Source organism: Cognatazoarcus halotolerans (assembly GCF_009800965.1).
Classification (GTDB): domain Bacteria; phylum Pseudomonadota; class Gammaproteobacteria; order Burkholderiales; family Rhodocyclaceae; genus Cognatazoarcus; species Cognatazoarcus halotolerans.
Window position 1 is genome coordinate 205,291 of sequence record NZ_WUAF01000008.1, and the last position, 18,183, is coordinate 223,473.

14 protein-coding genes are annotated in these 18,183 nt (G+C 63.6%); 5 read left to right on the forward strand and 9 right to left on the reverse strand.

From position 1 onward, the window contains the following. Nucleotides 1-5: 5 nt before the first annotated feature. From GQB03_RS12550 to GQB03_RS12560, 3 genes are all read right to left on the reverse strand, one after another. A complete protein-coding gene (locus tag GQB03_RS12550) occupies nt 6-851 on the reverse strand; it encodes a DMT family transporter (protein ID WP_159689726.1) in 846 nt (281 codons plus the stop codon). A gap of 98 nt (nt 852-949) precedes the next feature. Continuing rightward, nucleotides 950-2,188 carry a porin family protein gene (locus GQB03_RS12555; protein WP_159689645.1) on the reverse strand — a complete coding sequence of 413 codons (1,239 nt, stop codon included), beginning with the start codon at nt 2,186-2,188 and terminating at the stop codon, nt 950-952. A gap of 59 nt (nt 2,189-2,247) precedes the next feature. Beyond that, nucleotides 2,248-3,117 carry a transferrin-binding protein-like solute binding protein gene (locus tag GQB03_RS12560; protein WP_159689648.1) on the reverse strand — a complete coding sequence of 290 codons (870 nt, stop codon included), beginning with the start codon at nt 3,115-3,117 and terminating at the stop codon, nt 2,248-2,250. Nucleotides 3,118-3,514: 397 nt separating this feature from the next. Between GQB03_RS12560 and GQB03_RS12565 the strand changes: the two genes are divergently transcribed. After that, complete coding sequence (locus GQB03_RS12565; protein ID WP_159689651.1) at nt 3,515-4,162, forward strand: PEP-CTERM sorting domain-containing protein; 648 nt, start codon at nt 3,515-3,517, stop codon at nt 4,160-4,162. Nucleotides 4,163-4,227: 65 nt separating this feature from the next. Here the strand turns inward: GQB03_RS12565 and GQB03_RS12570 are convergent, their stop codons facing one another. Both GQB03_RS12570 and GQB03_RS12575 read right to left on the reverse strand, forming a co-directional pair. After that, a complete protein-coding gene (locus GQB03_RS12570; protein WP_159689653.1) occupies nt 4,228-4,467 on the reverse strand; it encodes a hypothetical protein in 240 nt (79 codons plus the stop codon). 45 nt (nt 4,468-4,512) lie between these two features. Beyond that, the gene (locus GQB03_RS12575) at nt 4,513-5,238 is read right to left on the reverse strand and encodes a YebC/PmpR family DNA-binding transcriptional regulator (RefSeq protein ID WP_159689656.1); all 726 of its coding nucleotides are present in this window, start codon (nt 5,236-5,238) and stop codon (nt 4,513-4,515) included. A 236-nt stretch (nt 5,239-5,474) separates the two neighbouring features. Here GQB03_RS12575 and GQB03_RS12580 point away from each other — a divergent pair, with 236 nt between their 5' ends. Together GQB03_RS12580 and GQB03_RS12585 are read left to right on the forward strand one after the other, a co-directional pair. After that, a complete protein-coding gene (locus GQB03_RS12580; RefSeq protein ID WP_159689658.1) occupies nt 5,475-6,110 on the forward strand; it encodes a hypothetical protein in 636 nt (211 codons plus the stop codon). A 134-nt stretch (nt 6,111-6,244) separates the two neighbouring features. Next, the gene (locus GQB03_RS12585; RefSeq protein WP_159689661.1) at nt 6,245-7,765 is read left to right on the forward strand and encodes a helicase HerA-like domain-containing protein; all 1,521 of its coding nucleotides are present in this window, start codon (nt 6,245-6,247) and stop codon (nt 7,763-7,765) included. Between the two features lie 12 nt (nt 7,766-7,777). Here GQB03_RS12585 and GQB03_RS12590 read toward each other — a convergent pair whose 3' ends face one another. Next, nucleotides 7,778-9,769, reverse strand: a complete 1,992-nt coding sequence (locus tag GQB03_RS12590; protein WP_159689664.1) for a DUF1631 family protein — start codon at nt 9,767-9,769, stop codon at nt 7,778-7,780. Between the two features lie 202 nt (nt 9,770-9,971). On the opposite strand from GQB03_RS12590, the gene GQB03_RS12595 reads away from it, so the two are divergent. Further along, complete coding sequence (locus tag GQB03_RS12595; RefSeq protein WP_327516813.1) at nt 9,972-10,928, forward strand: DMT family transporter; 957 nt, start codon at nt 9,972-9,974, stop codon at nt 10,926-10,928. A gap of 7 nt (nt 10,929-10,935) precedes the next feature. Here GQB03_RS12595 and GQB03_RS12600 read toward each other — a convergent pair whose 3' ends face one another. From GQB03_RS12600 to GQB03_RS12610, 3 genes are read right to left on the reverse strand one after another with little or no spacing between them, the layout of a single operon-like run. Beyond that, on the reverse strand, nt 10,936-12,702 hold the full coding sequence (locus GQB03_RS12600) for a TolC family protein (protein ID WP_159689666.1): 1,767 nt from the start codon (nt 12,700-12,702) through the stop codon (nt 10,936-10,938). Continuing rightward, nucleotides 12,699-14,018, reverse strand: coding sequence for an HlyD family type I secretion periplasmic adaptor subunit (locus GQB03_RS12605; protein ID WP_159689669.1), 1,320 nt, complete (start codon nt 14,016-14,018; stop codon nt 12,699-12,701). The genes GQB03_RS12600 and GQB03_RS12605 overlap by 4 nt, the downstream gene beginning before the upstream one ends. Further along, nucleotides 14,015-16,156 (reverse strand): type I secretion system permease/ATPase, encoded by a 2,142-nt coding sequence (locus tag GQB03_RS12610; protein WP_159689672.1) that lies wholly within the window; start codon nt 16,154-16,156, stop codon nt 14,015-14,017. The genes GQB03_RS12605 and GQB03_RS12610 overlap by 4 nt, the downstream gene beginning before the upstream one ends. A 484-nt stretch (nt 16,157-16,640) precedes the next feature. Between GQB03_RS12610 and GQB03_RS12615 the strand changes: the two genes are divergently transcribed. Further along, the coding region (locus GQB03_RS12615; RefSeq protein ID WP_235027049.1) for an SdrD B-like domain-containing protein at nt 16,641-18,183 on the forward strand (1,543 nt) is incomplete at its 3' end.

Genomic DNA, 18,183 nt, shown 5'->3' on the forward strand with positions numbered 1-18,183 from the left:
GCGGCCTATTGTCGCCTTGCTAGGGCGACGCCCGCGACTGCGATTACCATGCCCGCGAGCGCGGTTCCACTCAGTGTCTCTCCGAACACCGCCCAGGCCACCAGTGCGGTGCACGGTGGGGTGAGATAGAACAGCGAGGCCACGTTGACTGCGCCTCCGCTGCGGATAAGCAGATTCAGCAGGCTGATTGCACCGAGCGACAGTACCAGCACCAGCCACAGCAGCGCGAAGACGAACTCCCCGCTCCAGTCGATCTGCATCGTCTCGGTGGTGCGGGCCAGCAGGGCGGTGAGCAGCAGCGTGGGCAGAAACTGGATCACCGCGCCGCTGCGCAGGTCGAAGCTCGGGCAGAAGCGCTTCTGGTAGAGCGTGCCGACGGTGATGCCGAGTAGCGCGATGAGTGCCGGCAGCAACATCGCGCCGAAGGTGGGCACGCTGGTGCCGCCCAGCTTGCTGCCGACCACCAGCGCGACCCCGCCGAAACCCATTGCGAGACCGAGCCATTGCCGGCCGCGGACCTGCTCGCCGAGCAGCCAGCCGGCGCCCAGCGCGGTCAGTAGCGGCTGCAGACCCACCACCAGGCTGGTCACGCCCGCCGGCAGGCCATGCGAGATGGCGATGAATACGCCGCCCAGGTAGATTCCGTGCACCAGCACCCCGGTGATGCCGATGTGTACGTATTGCGCCGCCGAGCGGGGCCACGGAGCACGGCTGATGAAGGCCAGTGCGGCCATCAGGACGATTACCAGCAGGTAGCGCGTGCAGAGAAAAGTAAGTGGCTCGACATAAGGCAGGCCGAACTTTGCGCCGATGAATCCGGTGCTCCACAGGAGTACGAACAACAGGGGCATCAAGGCCTTTGGCAGGGGGTGAAACGACGTGAGCACGCGGAGACTCCGGCCCGAAAGGGGCAACAGGTGGATTCTGCTACAGCACACCCGCCGTGGCTTTAGAAACGTCGTTCGCCGAGAATCTGGAAGACGGTGCGCTGGTAACCGAAGAAGGCAATCCCGGAGTGATTTTCGATGCGCGAGATGCTCAGTACCGGCATGAATCCGCCGAGTTGCCAATGGCGATTCGCGAGACGCAGGGTCAGGCTGTTGCGCCGATCCTGGCGGTTCTGATCGAAAATGGGTTGGCGCTCATCGTAGTCGATGCGCTGGTGGCTCAGTGTCAGGCCTGCGCTGATGCCGTAAGGCCAGTCGGCGAAATAGCTGGCTGAGAGTCCGCGCGTCGTGCTGGCGAGTTGCGGGTCATCGCTTCCCTCGCGCAGGAAGTCGACGCCGAGCGCAATCGCAGAACGCGCATCGAGATTGCGGATCGCCCGCAGGCTGAGCCAGGTGCGGGATCCGCTTCGCGACGGATAACGGAAGTTGTGCTGATAGGTCCATTCGCCGCTGCCTTCGAGCCACCACGTCGTCGAGAGCTGGCGGCGGCCCGATGTGCGCAAGCCGATTTCCCTCGAGTAGGCGGCATTGCCGTATTCGCGCCAGCCCAGCAAGGGGCCGATGAACCACTCGGTGCGCGGGCCGCTCTGCTTGATTCCCGCGCCGGTGCGTAACTGCATGTCGTCGAATTCGCTGCGCGTGTAGTCCTGGCGCTGCAGCTCGCCCCAGGCATGCATCCCGTGGTCGCCGGTGTAGCTGGCGCTGGCGGTGATGAGCATGCCTTCTCCCGTTGTCTGGCGGGCGCGCTCGTCGAGTTGGAAAACCAGTCCGTTGATCTGCAGGGTGTCGAGCCGGCTGGCACTGTTTGCATTGCTGTCGGACAGGTAGCCGAGCGAAAGATCGAAAAGCCAGCCGCGTCGCTGACGAATGCGGGCGAGGAAATTACGCACATTGTCGGCAACCTCGTCGGGAAGCTCGGCTGCGAGCACGCGCTCGAAGTGAAAGCGCGCTGCTTCATCGTCGCCCATGTTGAACAGTGCCTGGGCGAGTTCAAGGCGGATGCGCGGGACTTCGGGGCGGATTGCGAGCGCCTTGCGGAAGGCCTGTGCCGCGCGGGCCGGCTGGTCGCGAACCTGGGCCAGCATGCCGACGAGGAAGTAGTAATCGACCGGATCGGTTACCTTCTCGTCGGCGAGCCGGGCTGCTTCGAACTCCGCGAGCGGCCAGTTGCCGGCCGCGATCGCGTTGCGAAGCTGATCGGTCTCGGAGGCAGTTCCCGGCACTGGCGCGAAGACCAGCAATGCCGAAATCAGGCAGCGCCTCAGGCGACCGGGCCTGTTGCGTCCCCGCGTGCGGTTCTTCAGGGGCGTCGCGCGCCAAAGGCGCCGATCATGCCCTGATTTGCGCCTATCGCGATGCCGTAGGTGCCCGCCATTTCTTCCGCTGCGGGACCATAGAACTTGCCGCTCATGGTGCCGTTGCCCAGTGTTGTGGCCGCATCGTTTGCAACCATCGTTCCGCTGAATTGATTGCCCGACACAGTGCCGGTAACGGCCGCTGCAAGCGCGCCGGATGACGAACTGATGCCGGTGAAGTTGCTGAGCGTGCCGCTGATCGTCTTGGCGCTGAAGTTGACGCTCAGGCTGATGGTCGCCGCGTAATCGGTAGAGGCGTCGATGCCGGTGTCGACAAACTGGCCGACCGAGAGGCCGGTGTATGTGGCTGTGCCGCCGGCCGGTACGCCGGCCAGCGGGGTTGCCGAGCCGGTGTGGAAGGCGGCGATGATGTCGGGTGTGCCGGTCGCGTTCGGGCGCTGCGCCCAGTATCCGTAGCGCGCATATGCAAGTGTTTCGGTTGCGCTACGTGTGCCGATGACGGCGAGGTCATAGGTTTTTCCGTCTGCGCCTGCCTTCGAAAACGCGAACTGCTTCAATACCGGATTGTTGGTGCTCGCATCGGCCGCCGAGTAGACGATCGGCGCAATGGCGGATCCGTCAATGGTCGGGGTCAGGGTAACGTCGGTCTCCGTGCCACCGAACGCGATGGAGTAGCTCACGTTGTTGGCCGATCCGCCGTCCAGTCGCGCGATACCCGAGGATAGCGGCAGGGTCGTAGTACCGGCAGATCCTCCGCCTGATGGCCTCACCGCGGAGCTTCCGCCCCCGCCCCCGCATCCGCTCAAACCAACCACGCCGATGGCGATGATCAGCGCATACTTCGATGCCGGCATTGTGTGTCTCCAATTGCGGGCCGTATCGGCTGGTGCACCACGATGTCGGGGCGACCGCCCTGTCCTGGCCCAATCTTCAATTACCCAATCGGGACGCTACCACCCGCATCCGGAATTAACCCGGAAAATTTGCGAACATGTGTTGAATTTTTTGCGATGCGTTTGTATTTTTAGTGCAGATGGGGGCGGGTATGAATTTCGTGTAGGCGGATTGCTTACACAAATTAACCGTTAATGCTATTAACATGTCGGTTTATTTTACATTGCCGTTTGTTTCATGGCGTTAAATTCATTCAATTCAGTCAGATATGAATTTGGCGCGATTCTTGCCTTGAATTTATTTGCCGTACGAGAGCTTGTCGCTTTCTAATCTGAACGAAATAAAACGGGATTCAATATGAAACAAAAATTAATAGTTGCAGCGCTGGCAGCCATGTCGTCGCTCGCCGCGAATGCCGGCACCGTGCTTATCGACGATTTCAGTGCCCCTGCCGTTGGTGCCTACGGTGTTACGTCGGCGGCCCCCACTTCGACCGATTACGGTCGTACCCTCGAGATATCGAATATCACTGGAGAAACCATCTTCAACACCGCAGTCGCTTCGGTGCAGGGCGGTCTTTTCAGCGTCTCGAACGGTTCCGGTGTCGATTCAACCGTAACCCTTTCGTGGAACGTGGCCGCAGGTCTGGTTCCGAGTGGTTCGTCCGACCTCAGCTTCCTGTTTACTGTGGTCCAGTCTGATGGAAACCCGACCAACCTCGATTTCAGCTTCGAAGGTTCGCCGCTGGCCGCGTTCGCAATTCCCGGTGGCACCAACGGCGCGGACCTGACCTTCGGGATCGCGGACGGTGCGCTTGATGGGGGTGGCACGCTTTCTTTGGTAATCAACGGTGCTACCGGCTGGGATCTCACGCTCGACGCATTTGGTCTGGCCTATACGGATCCGGACGTGACTCCCCCGCTGAATCCGATCCCCGAGCCTGCCACACTGGCCTTGGTCGGACTTGGTCTGCTGGGCGCTGGCGCGCTTCGTCGCCGTCGCTGATTTCATGGTCGTGACATGAAAAGAGCCGCCTTTCGGGGCGGCTCTTTTTTGCTTTCTGGCCGTGCTCAACGGGGGCTGCGTTCTCCCTTCGCTCTCGCGGCCGCAATGACGATGATATGCGCTTCCGCCTCGGACAGTTCCGGCATACGGTCGCGCAGCGTGTGGAAGGCAAATCCGTTCAGGGGGTGGCCGCCCCATGTTTGTTCGTCGTCGTAGAAAGGGGCAATGAGCTCATAGGCCTGTTCGAAAAGTTCGCGCAGGCGCATGTTCTTGCGGCGTTCGCCGGATTCGGGAAAGTCTTTCATTTGGCATGGGGCGCGGACGAGCCTTGGTCGCCGCGCAAGTTCGGGTCAGTCATCCATGACGGCACTGGTATAGACTTCCTGAACGTCGTCGAGTGATTCAAGCGCGTCGAGCAGTTTCTGCATGCGCACTGCGTCGTCGCCTTCGAGTTCGGTTTCGTTGAGCGGTTTCATGGTGACCTCGCCAAATTCGGCGACAAAACCGGCAGCCTCGAGTGCGGCTTTCGCATCCGAGAACTCGTAGGGGCCGGTCACCACTTCGATAGACCCGTCGTCGTTGGTAATCACGTCTTCGGCACCTGCTTCGAGCGCCGCGTCCATGAGCGCATCCTCGTCGGTGCCGGGGGCGAACATCAACTGCCCACAGTGCTTGAACTGGAAGGCAACGCAGCCGTCGGTGCCCATGTTGCCACCGTACTTCGAGAAGGCGTGGCGGACGTCGGCGACCGTGCGGGTCTTGTTGTCGGTGAGGCAATCGACGATCACGGCCGCGCCGCTGATGCCGTAGCCCTCGTAGCGGCCTTCCTCGTAAGTGACGCCCTCGAGTTGACCGGTACCGCGCTTGATGGCGTTCTCGATGTTGTCCTTGGGCATCGATTCGCCGCGTGCCTTTTCGACTGCGAGGCGCAGGCGCGGGTTGGCGGTGATGTCACCGCCACCCATCTTGGCGGCGACCGTGATTTCCTTGATCAACTTGGTGAAGACCTTGCCGCGCTTGGCGTCCTGCCGACCCTTGCGATGCTGGATATTGGCCCATTTTGAGTGTCCGGCCATAGGGTAATGCTCCAAAAGCGTGAAAATTCGACCGCGGAATTCTAGCACCGCGGCGGCCTGGCGGCCCGCCACGATTGCCGCCGGCGGCGAGGCTGTATAGCGCGTCGGCGAAGCGAACTTCGAGCCGGAGCCGTGTCACGGTGGGATGGCGGTGGCGCCAAGGCCGCCAAGGTCTGCTAGATTCGGGGTGTTTCGCAGCGGGAAAGTGTTCGAGCACTTCAATTGGGAGGGCGGTCATGAGCGTGGCAAGCGTGCGCGCGGCGCTGGCCGGCGCGTTGATACTGGCCGGCGCCGGGGCGATGGCGGCAGGAACGACCTACGATGGTTGTACCGATTACCGTGGACGGAAGGTGCAGTCGATACAGGATCTTTCGTTGCCTGCAGTGGTGCAGTCGATGGAGGGCGTTGGCGGTGCGGTGATCCGTTACAACCCGACCGCATTGTCGCGACTCAGCGACCGGACCCGGCTTTTTCTGTACGCGCAGGCCTGTGCAGCGCTGAATCTCGGTTATCCGGCGGGCTCGGCGCTGAGCCTCTCGCAGGCCCGGCGGGCAGACTGCTGGGGTGTCACCACGCTGAGCCGATCCGGTCTGCTGTCGCACTCCGGTGATCTCGCGGCGATCCAGGCTGAGCTCGATTTTTCGGATGCAGAGTGGGCCCAGGTGCCAGGGCCGCGCAGAGGGTTCGACCTCGGCGCCTGTCGCAGCGAGGCCTTGCGTATCCCGGGTGCCCCAAGCGCCGCTAGTGAGCAATGGGATGCTTGCGTGCACCGCTGTGGTGACCATCTTTTTCACTGCGGCCGCAGCGACGCGTGCATGAGCACGTTCCGGCAATGCTCGAGCGAGTGCGACGCCGCACGCTCGGGCCAGTGAGCGAAGCGTGTGCTCCCGAGTGAGGCCGGGGCGAGATAAACATTCGTGCCCGACCGGCCCGGCGCCTGCGCGACCGGTCCCGCCTCGGGTATGCTGACAGCGCTCAGATTCAGGAACCCGAGGAGATCATCGCAATGGCTGCCCCGCTCGTCATCGCCAAGTCCGGCGACACCGAAATCGCCCTGCTGCCGCAACTGGCCAACCGTCATGGACTGATCACGGGGGCCACCGGTACCGGCAAGACGGTGACGCTGCAGAAGCTTGCCGAATCGTTCTCGAGTATTGGCGTGCCGGTATTCATGGCGGATGTGAAGGGGGATCTTTCCGGGGTCGGTGCCGCTGGCGTGGCCTCCGAAAAGCTCATGAAGCGCCTCAACGCCATCGGCATCACCGAGTACGAGCCGCGCGCCAATCCGGTGGTGTTCTGGGATGTATTCGGTGAATCCGGGCACCCGGTGCGCGCCACGATCTCCGACATGGGGCCGCTGCTGCTGTCGCGACTCCTCAATCTCAACGCAACGCAATCGGGTGTGTTGCAACTGGTCTTCAAGATCGCCGACGACAATGCCCTCTTGCTGCTCGACCTCAAGGATCTGCGCGCGATGATCCAGTACGTGGGCGAGAACGCGAAACAGTTCACCACCGAGTACGGCAATGTCTCGACCGCTTCGATTGGCGCGATCCAGCGTGGCCTGCTCACACTCGAGCAGCAGGGTGCGGACAAGTTCTTCGGCGAGCCGATGCTCGATATCGACGATTTGATGCAAACCGACGCCGACGGCCGGGGCGTGATTAATGTGTTGGCGGCCGACAAACTCTATAACTCGCCCAAGCTGTATTCCACGTTTCTGCTGTGGCTGTTGTCCGAGCTTTTCGAGAATCTTCCCGAAGTCGGTGACATGGAAAAGCCGAAAATGGTGTTCTTCTTCGACGAGGCTCACCTGCTCTTCAACGATGCGCCCGAGGCACTGCTCGAGAAGATCGAGCAGGTGGTGCGGCTGATCCGCTCAAAAGGCGTCGGGGTCTACTTCGTTACCCAGAATCCGCTCGACGTGCCCGACACGGTGCTCGGTCAGCTCGGCAACCGGGTTCAGCATGCGCTGCGGGCGTTTACCCCGCGGGACCAGAAGGCGGTAAAGACTGCGGCTGAGACCATGCGGGCCAATCCTGCCTTCAATGCCGCCGAGGTGATCACCGAGCTGGGCGTGGGCGAGGCGCTGATCTCTTTTCTCGATGCCAAGGGAAGGCCGAATGTGGTCGAGCGCTGTTCGGTGATTGCTCCGGCATCGCGTCTGGGGCCAATGGATGCGGACGAGCGCGAACGTGTCGTGAAGGGGTCGCTGCTGTACGGCCACTATGAGCAGGTGCTCGATCGCGAGTCCGCCTACGAGAAACTCCGGGCGGCTGCGCCCGAAGCGCGGACCGCGGCGGATGCGCAACCCGCCGGGGGTGCGGGGGGCTCGGAGGAGGGTGGCCTGATGGGCAGTCTGTCCGGCATCCTCTTCGGTCACACCGGCCCGCGTGGCGGCCAGCATGATGGACTCGTCCAGACCGCCGCCAAGACGCTCACGCGCACCATGGCCTCATCCGTCGGCCGGCAGATCGTCCGGGGCGTACTCGGATCCTTGCTGGGTGGCAGTAGTCGCCGTCGCTGAATCCGGACGCGCTTACTCGTCATCCCTGGCGTCTTGAGCGAGCACCCGCGAGGCCGTCCGTTCTGCGAGTGAGGGGCGCCCTACCCGCAGCTTGCCGCCCGCGGCGAGTTCGGCCAGGGCCCGCAGGCTGATGGCGAGGCAGCAACTGGTGCGCGGGCTGGCAAGCAACAGCACCTGCCCGCGCGGAGCACGCCACGCCACCATGCCGTCGAATACCGTGCCGTCCGCCAGTTCGGCGCGCACGCGCTCGCCTACTGCAAGGTTTGGCAGTGCGGCGGGGATGCGCGGCTCTTCTGCCAGGTGCCCCCCATGCAGGAGGATCCGAAGTCCGCCCGGCTCACTGCTGCCGCCGAGGCTGGCGGGCCGCCGGGGGCTCGTCCAGCTCAGATCGGGCATCGGCGTGCCGGCGATGAGGGCCGCGTGCAAATTCATGCACGGCGTGAGCGCGAGCCCCACTTTCTGCTCGTCGAGCCCGAGATCGGCAAGGCCCTTGCGCAAACTCGCGATCAGTCCGGGCAGGCCGTGGACCAGCGCTTGCCGGGTGGTCTGGGTGGGGTGCGGCGATACGCTGCGGATCAGGAGGTTGGCCGTTTCGAGGCGCTCCCGCCAGCCTTGGTCGTTTGCGTCGTGGCGCGAGGCTGCCTGGGCGAGGAGGTGGACCCAGTAGGTTTCAAGCAGCTGTCTGACCGCGGCATGGGTGTCGCTCTGGATCAGCGCGCGGATCGCCTTGGACGCGGTCTGCAGGGCCACCTCCTTGCGCTCGGCGCGCTTTGCCTGCTCGTGATGCGGCAGGCCGAGCGCGATTGCACGCTGGGTTTGCTCTGCCGCGATCAAGGCGACGGAGCCGAGCGCCTGGCTGAAGGTGATCTCGTCGGCCTTCGGCGAGCGCAGCGGGGCGACGACATGTCCTAGCGCCTGGGCCGTGTCGTCCCTGGGTGAAAGCGCCAGCGGCAGCGAGTAGCCCACCGTGGCGACGCTGTCGAGCAGAGCGAGTGCCATGCTGTCCGGATCCTCGAGCAGGCGATCGTTTAGCAAGGCCTGTCTGAGCAATGGGGCGCGAAGTTGTCCGAGCAGATCGCGTATGGTCTGCGGCAGGTTTGTATCCAGCGAGACGGTGTTGAAAAGCTGGGAGACCGCCTCCACGGTGCAGGCCTTGTGTGCGGGCAGCTGTTGAAAGAGCTCATTCAGGTCGGGCGGCGTGCCTTGAGCGAGCGTGTTGGCCGGTGCGGATCTGTCCTCCGTCGGGGCCACCGGTTCGAGTGCCGTGAGCAAACGCTGCCGGACCTGCGGATTCGGTGGTGTGGCAGCTTGCCGTTCGGGCGCCCGGGCGAGCAAGGCTTGCTGCAGGCGACCCAGTGCCGTGCGCTGGGCGGCAGCGTTCGCGTTGCTCGTGACAAGCTCGGCCGGGCTGAGGGAGCGGGTTTCCGCGGGTCGGCGAGGGGGCGCGTGGCTGGTCTTGATGCCGGCCTCATCGAGTCGTTTGTTCTGTCGTTCGTAAAGGGCTCCGAGGTGCTGCGCAAGCGGCTCGCGTAGCCGTTCCAGCAGTTTCATGCGCGCCTCGGTCTCGAGGCCGGCCGCTCCGGCGAGGGCACGCAAGGCTTCACATGCCGTTTCCGGACCCTGAGGGAGTTGTTCCGGGATGACTTCCGTCTGGCTCAAGATTATGCGCATGCGCTGGCTCAAGGGGATCAGCTCAGCCTCGAGCCGATCGTGCAGATGGCGAGCCAACTCGGTAAGCTCGATGGAAAAATCGAGGTCCTCCTCGTGGATCAGGCTGATGCGTGAAGCGGTAAGTCCTCGCGCGATCTCGAATCCACGACGGTCGCGAATTCCGCTGAGTTCGTCGAAGCGCTGCCCGGCCGCGCTGCGTGCCGTGGCCAGCCAGGCGTCATCGCTCATGCGCATCGCGCGAAAGGTCTCTTCCACGGTAGACAGCAGCGTCGCTCGGCATTCCGCGATCAGTTCATCGGCATCTTTCCGGGGAGCGAACGGCGCTTGGGGCATGGGCTGGCTGGATCCTTGTTGTGCTGGCGCGTAGGCAGTGTAGTGCCGTGCGACGAAGCTTGCGCCTTGGACGTGGCATAGTCGAATGCAATTTTGACCACGCAAGGTCCTGAGCTGTTTCCCGAGCTTCGGTTTGCGGCATCATGTCGAACCTCGTTCGTCACCTGTTGGCGGGCATGGCAAGAGGGGAGGAGGCATGCGCATGGGTTCGCCGCGGGCGACGGCTGCAAGGACAAACGATCAGCCCGCCGCGGGCATGGTCGCGACCAGCGATGGAGGCGCCCGCCTCGGGATGGCGTTCGCGCTGCTCGGGGCTGTCGGCTTTTCGTTCAAGGCCGTCCTGGTCAAACTGGCCTATCCGTACGGTGTCGACCCGGTCGGCCTGTTGGCATTGCGCATGGCCTTTGCGCTGCCCTTCTTCCTGCTGATGGGCTGGAAGGCCGAGCGGAAAGCCTCGTTCCGGCTTGACCGGCGTGACCTCGCGGCGTTGTTCGGCCTGGGTTTGTTCGGCTACTACCTCGCCAGCTATCTGGATTTCCTCGGCCTGCAGTACATCACCGCGGCGCTCGAGCGACTCATTCTCTTCATCTATCCGACCCTGGTGATCCTGCTCTCTGCCGCGTTTCTCGGCAAACCGGTCACGGGCAGGGCAGTCGCGGCGCTATGCCTTTGTTATTCGGGCATCGGGCTGGCCATGGTGCATGACTTGCGCGTAGCTGGCGAAGCCGGCGAGGTGTTGCTCGGCTGTGCATTGGTGTTCGGCAGCGCACTTTCCTATGCGCTCTATCTGATGGGAAACGGCGAGGTGGTCGGGCGGCTTGGAAGCTCGCGGGTGACGGCCTGGGCGAGTACCGTTGCGTGCCTTTTGTGCATTGGGCAGTTTCTGCTCACGCGACCGCTCGCCAGCCTGGCGCTGCCGTGGCAGGTCTATGGCCTGTCGCTGGCGATGGCGGCGTTTTCGACGGTGTTGCCGGTTTGGTTGGTTTCCGAGGCGATCCGGCGGATCGGCGCGGGGCCGGTGGCCCTTGCGGGTACTTCCGGCCCCGTGGTCACGATGTTGCTCGGTTGGCTGCTGCTCGGCGAGTCGATTGGCCCGGTGCAGGTCCTCGGCGCGACCCTGGTGATTGCGGGCGTCCTGGTGATGAGCCGCAGGCGTTGATGCGGCCTCAGTCGGTACTTTCTCCGACGATCCGCCAGGTGTCGGCACCGTGTTCCCAGAGCAGCTGCTTGCTGACGGTGTCGCTGTATCCTCTGGCGGCGTAGTTCTGGATGAAGCTCGTCAGCATGCGTCCGTCGGGCAGCGCCGCGACGGTGATCTCCCGTACGTCGACGTGGATGCCTGGTTTGGCAAGCCGCTCGCGTCGCTCGCGCTCCCATTCGCGGGTCGTCGCATGCGCCCTGGAGCGGAAGTCTGCGACGTAGTGACTCCGGTAACGCGGGTAGTCGCCGGAAGACCAATCGGCGGCCCAGGCGGTTACCAGCGCCGCTGCGTCGAACCCCAGCGCCGTCGTCATCTCAGCGGCGGGCATCCCGTGCGTTGGGGCATTCTCCGCGGCCGGCGGTGTTGCCCGGGTGTCATCGTCTTTCGCCCTGGTGGCATCGGGCGCCTCGGGGTTCCGTACGACATCGAAGGCCGCCGGCACGTAGTTGCCCGCCAGCGCGATGCGCAACTCACCGGTCAGGGCAAGCAGTGCCGCCTCCAGATTGAACTGGCGCACGCTGTTGTCCAGTAGTTCGCTCTGGGCGTTGAAGCGGTCGGTATGCGCATTGGCGAGATCGGAGAGCGAGCGGCGGCCGGCATCGAACTGCAGCGCGTAGGCATCGACCAGACGATGGCTGGCCTTGATCCGTTCGATCAGCTGGCCCCGGATCTTGCGTAGTTGTTCGAGTTCGTTGAGTTGCGGGGCAAGCTGCGTGTCGATGTCGAGACGGGCCGAATCGGCGGCCGCCTGGGCCGCATCGCGTCGTTCGGCCGCTTCGCTGACGCGACTGAAGCTGGCACCGCCGAGTGGTATCTGAAGTGCCACGGTGAGTTGCGTGGAGTCGACCGTGTCGCTCAGCTGCGCGGGATCGATTTTTGCCGAGAGGCGTTTGCGCAGCTCGAGGTCGATGCTCGGCAGGATGCTGCCGCGCGCCACCCCGATATCCTCGCTGCGTGCCTTGACGCGACGCAATGCTGCCTGGAGTCGCGGGTTGTGCTCGCGGGCGAGATCGAGCAGGGAGTCCTGGTCCCATTCGCGTGCCATGAAGCCGGGAAGGCTGAGGTTCTCGGCTGGCAGGCGGGTGATCCGGGTAAAGCGGTATTCGGCGCTGGCGAGATCCGCCTGAATGCGGGTGTGGCGGGCTTCGACCTCGATCAGATTGACCCGGATCTGTTCGACGTCGGCCTGCGAAATGCGTCCGGCTGCGGCGCGCACTTCGATCTGGTCGCGCAGCTGTCGGTAGTCCTCGAGCAACCTGCTGCTGTGGATCAGGAGCTGCTGCTGACGCAGCACGTCCAGATAGACTTCCGTGATTCTCAGTGCCACCTGCTCGCGGGCCGAGTCGAGATCGGCCTGCGCCGCTTCACGGTCTTCGCTTGCGCTGCGGCTGCGGTGCAGGTCGGCCGCACCGCGGAACAGGTTCCAGCTCAGCACCGCTTCTGAGCGTCTGATCGAACGGTCGAGGGAGTTGCCGAGTTGCTCGTCGCGCGAGTCGGCGGCTCGCCAGTCGAGACCGAAGGTCGGGTAGAAGGCTGAACGTGCCTGCCTGGCAACCTCGTCGGAGGCCTTGAGCAAGGATTGCGCCGAGCGGACGTCCGGGTGCGCATCAAGCACCTGCTGGACAACCTCGGGCAGTGGCGCGGCGACGCCAGGCCAGGCGAAGCCGGCGAGCATGGCGAATGCGATGGCGCGGCCGCAGCGCACGCCATTGGGATTCGAGCGGGATTTCATCGTTCGCGCAGCGCCTTGTCGAAGGTTTTTACGATCGGTTTGAGCATGTATTCCATGAGCGTACGCTTGCCGGTGTGGATGCTGGCGTCGGTGGCCATGCCCGGCGAAATGGTCAGGCGTTCTTCGGGCGCGCCGAGGTAGTTGCGGTCGGCTTCAAGGAAAACCTCGAAATAGGACAGGTCCTGGCGCTCGTCCTTGAGGGCGTCGGCACCGACGCGCAGCACCTTCGCGGAGAGCACGCCGAAGATCGACGAATCGTATGCGGTGACCTTCACCTGGGCGTCCTGCCCGGCGTGGATGAAGGCGATTTCCGAAGGTTTGACCCGCGCGGCGATCAGCAGCGTGTCTTCCGCCGGCACCAGCTCGATGATCGTCTCGCCGGCCTTCGCGACGCCGCCTACCGTACTGAGCAGCACGCGGTTCACGATCCCGTCCATCGGAGCGCGCAGTTCGCGCCGGCTGACGCGGTCCTCACGGGCGGTGAGCTGCTCGCCCAGCGCCGCTGCACGTTGCTCGGCCTCGGCGCGCTCGCGGCTCGACTCCGATTCGTAGCGAGCCTGCGTTTCCTGCTGCTTGGCCCGTGCCTCTCCCACCGCCGAGCGTATCCGCCGCACCGAGATGCGGGCGCCGTCGAGTTCTCCCTGGAGGCCATCGAAACGTTCGCGGGCCGCGAGGTAATCGCTGCGTGCACCTGCGCCGCGCGAGCCGAGCCGTTCTTCGATGGCGAGTGCCTCGCGCGCCGAAACGATCTGGCCTTCCAGCGATTGCACCCGTGCCTGAGCCTCGGCGAGCTCCTGATGGCGCTGGGCCAGCTGGCGGTCGAGCGTTTCGGCAACGCTTTGACGTTCCTGCCGTCGCGACTGGAACAGTGCGGTCTGTTCGGTGACCATGTTCGGTGCCTCGCGCACGACCTCGTCGGGGAAGACCAGCGGTTGATCCTTGAGCTCCGCGTCGAGACGCGCGATCGATGCGCGTGCGGCGAGATAGGTCTGGCGGGCTTCGCCGAGTTCCGAGGCGAACTGCATGTTCTGAACCGTGGCGAGCAGCTCGCCCTTGCGGACGTGCTGGCCTTCGTGCACCGCGAGCGCTTCGATGATGCCGCCCTCGAGACTCTGAATCTGCTGCACGCGACTGCTCGGGATGACCTTGCCCGCTGCATGAACCGAGATGTCGAGGCTGGCGAAATTCATCCATAGCAGGCCGACGACGAACATGACCCCGATCAGCCCCAGCATGACGATGACCGCGCGCCGCGGACCGCGGTCGAAATCGTGATGTGTGGTGAGCGTCTGGGTGTGCTGCATATTTCCGCTCATGCTGCCTGTTGTCCCTTGCTGGTGTGGGTGCCGGCCTGAAGCTGGCGCAATATTTCGTCGCGTGGTCCGTCTGCCACCACCCGCCCCTGATCCAGAACCACCAGCCGGTCAACCAGCGGCAGCATTGCCGTGCGGTGGGTGACCAGCAGCATCGTCAGGTCGGGCATCTTGCGCAGGTTCTGGATCAGCTGGAATTCGGTGGCCGGGTCCATCATGCTGCTCGGCTCGTCCAGCAACAGCAGACGTGGCCTGCGAACCAGAGCCCGGGCAATGGCGACGGCCTGCCGCTGACCGCCCGAAAGCCGTTCCCCGCGCTCGCCGACTTCGCTGCCCAGGCCCTGGGGGAGTTGCGTGAGGGTGTCCTCGAGGCAGGCCCCGCGAATCGCCTGCAGCAGGTCGGCGTCGCTGACGTCGCTGGCCCCGAGCAGAATGTTCTCGCGGATGTCGCCATGGAACAGCACCACGTCCTGAGGAACGTAGCCGATCTGCCGGCGCAGGCTGAGCGGCTCGATCTGCTTGACCGAAAGTCCGTCGATCAGCACCGATCCCTGGTCGGGGCCGTAGATGTTGAGCAGCATGCGCATCAGCGTGCTCTTGCCCGAACCGATCCGTCCGATGAAGCCGACCTTCTCGCCGGGCGCGATGCGAAGGTTGAGTCCCTTGAGCAGCGGTGGGGAATTGGGGTAGGCGAAATGCACATCGCGGAATTCGATCCGGCCTTCGAGCGTCGGCATGTGAAGCGCGCCGCTGTGCTCGTCGATCGGCGAGATCATGATCTTGTCCAGCGCTTCCAGCGACATCTTCACCTGCTGCGAACGCAGGATCAGCCCTGCCATCTGGCTTGCGGGCCCGAGCGCGCGGCTCGACAGCATCGATACCGCGATCAGCTGGCCGAGGGAGAGCTTGCCGTCGGCGATCAGCAAGGCGCCGACCATGACCAGCAGTACGGTTGACAGGCCTGACATCGTCGTCGAGAAATTGCTGCCGAAGGTCGACCACTCGCGCATGCGCAGGGTGCTCTCGGAAATCTTCACGGTGAGCATTTCCCACTTGCGACGGGCCCACGCGTCGGCGCCCATCCCCTTTACCGTATCGAGGCCGTTCATCACCTCGAACAGGTGGGCGGTGCGTTGGGCCCCTTCTTGCATGTTGGAGGAGAGCTCAGCCGAAATGGGCTTGCGGAGCCACCACGAAACGCCCAGCGTGATCGGAATCATGACCAGCGGAACGACCACCATCCAGCCGCCGATGAGTGCGATGACGACGAGGAAGAAGATCATGAAAGGCATGTCGCCGAGCAGGTTCAGCGTTGCGGACGAGGCGAACTCGCGTACCGACTCGAAGTCGCGGACCACGTTCGCCAACACCCCGCCCGATGCCGGGCGGCTGGCGGCGCGCAGCTGGAGCGCATGAGCGAAGACATGTGAAGACATCGCCAGGTCGGCCTTGCGCGCCGCGCTTTCGACCAGGTAGCTGCGCAACAGCTTCATCACCAGATCGAACAGGGTGATCACCACTGCCGCGGAGGTGAGCACCCACAGGCTGTCGAGTGCGTTGTTGGGAACGACTCTGTCATAGACCGCCATGGTGTAGAAGGGGATGACCGCGCCGATCATGTTTACCAGCACGGTAGCGAGCAGCGCCCAACCGTAGATCCAGCGGTTGGCCAGAAAGGCGTCCCAGAACCAGCGTCGCGGCCTGGGCAGGTGGTAGAGCAGGCTGCGGGCGTCGAAGCGGAAAATCGGTCGTGCGAAGAACCAGCGTCCCGGGTGCTCGCGCTGCAGCAGTTCGAGTTTGATCCAGCGCGAACCGTCGATCCCGGCGGCGGCGATCTCGACTTCGTCACCACGGCGATGGAGTACCACGAGCGCATCGCCGGTTTCATCCACCAGCAATGCCGGCAACATCGAGGCGCGGATCTGTTTCGGCGGGATTCGTGCCGAGCTGAGGGTCAATCCCGCTCGCGCAGCGCATTCGTCGAGTTCGGCAAGCGTGATCCGGCCGCTGGCGAGCGGCACGCCGCCGGTGATTCTGCCGGCTTCGACTGTCTGGCCGAAGAAGCGTGCAAGAAAGATCAGCCGGTCGAGCAGGGCGTCAGGCTGCTGGTGTGTCGTCGGTGATTCGTTGAGATTTGACATGGTGCCCTGTCGGGTGGTTGGCGGGGCTGCAGATCGGCCGCAGCCGGGGCGGATGGTGGCACATGCAAATCCTCATCGCACCCACAAACTTCACGTTCGGGTGATATCGGGAAGGTGTGCGGCGTCCCGTACCCTGGTCGAGAAACAAATCTTAACTTATTGATTGGGGTGGGTTTTTTCGGGCGGGATGCGCGTCAGGATGTCGGATTATTTTACATTGGGGGATGACAACCTCTGTGGCGGGCGTGCACTGCTTCATAGGCCATTTCGCTAAGGCATTGATTTCCCGTTGTGTAACAGATTGTGATGATTGGGCGGCCCGGAACTTGCATTGCCCTCAGCCGAGGTCAGAGTGGCCGCCCGCTCAGGCGGGCAGCCGCAACTTATAAAATGAAAAATCGAGGCTCCTTAGATGGCAAACATTGCGTTGTCTACGAGTGTTTCGCTCTGCGAAGACACAACACGATCCTTTGAGCTCTACAATTTGTTGCAGCAAGCGGGTTACACGCCGACAAACCCGCTGACGATCCAGCTGTACGTCCAGGATGCCAGCGGCAATTACGTGCCCGCACCCGTCGGCAGTTATCTCGTCAAGGTAGATGCCGACACCATCGAAATCGATCTGTCGGGGATGCCTAACTTCAATGGTGATCTGCCGATCCGGATCCTCGCGACCGACGATGCGGGCGCGGTCATCACTCTCGATGTCGATGTTACCGTCGCGGCTGTCAATGACGCGCCGGACGGGGCCGACGGTGGCGCAGTAATCGGCGAAGATTCCGCCTACGTATTCGGTGTAGATGATTTCGGCTTCGTCGACAGCGTTGAAGGTGATGCCTTTGCAGGCGTGATCATCTCCACACTCCCTGCCGGTGGGCAGGTGCTGCTGGATGGCAGTCAGGTATTCGTCGGTGACGAGATCAATGTGGCCGACATCATTGCCGGCAAGCTCACTTTCGTGCCCGACGGTTTTACCGGTGACACCAGTTTTACCTTCCAGGTCCGTGATGATGGTGGTGTGGCCGGCGAGTGCCCGGGGCAGGATACCGATCAGACTCCGAATACCTTCACGCTCACCGTCGAGCCGGTTTATGCCTCGATCGGTGACCGGGTGTGGGTCGATGCCAACGGCAACGGCGTTCAGGACGCAGGCGAAGTGGGCAAGGCCGGTGTGACGGTCGAGCTCTACACCTGTGTTGATGAGATGCCGGGCACGCTGGTCGACACCAAGGTGACCGACGCCAACGGCAACTACAACTTCAGCGGCCTGGTGCCGGGCGACTACATCGTCAAGTTCATCGCCGCCGACGGCTCGGTGCTCAGCACGGCCAACGTGGGCGACGACGCGTTCGACTCCGACGCAGGTGCGGACGGCTTCACTGGCTGCTACACGCTCTCCTCGGGCGAGACCATCGACACCGTCGATGCCGGTTTCTCGGAAACCGCCTCGATCGGCGACAAGGTGTGGGTCGACAGCAATGCCAACGGCGTGCAGGACGCAGGCGAAGTGGGCAAGGCCGGCGTGACGGTCGAGCTCTACACCTGTGTTGATGAGATGCCGGGCACGCTGGTCGACACCAAGGTGACCGACGCCAACGGCAACTACAACTTCAGTGGCCTGATGCCGGGCGACTACATCGTCAAGTTCATCGCCGCTGACGGCTCGGTGCTCTCGACCGCCAACGTGGGTGACGACGCATTCGACTCCGACGCAGGTGCGGACGGCTTCACCGGCTGCTACACGCTGACCTCGGGCGAAAACAACACCACGGTCGATGCCGGCTTCTACGAGACGGGCAGCATCGGTGACCGGGTGTGGGTCGATGCCAACGGCAACGGCGTTCAGGACGCAGGCGAAGTGGGCAAGGCCGGTGTGACGGTCGAGCTCTACACCTGTGTTGATGAGATGCCGGGCACGCTGGTCGACACCAAGGTGACCGACGCCAACGGCAACTACAACTTCAGCGGCCTGGTGCCGGGCGACTACATCGTCAAGTTCATCGCCGCTGACGGCTCGGTGCTCTCGA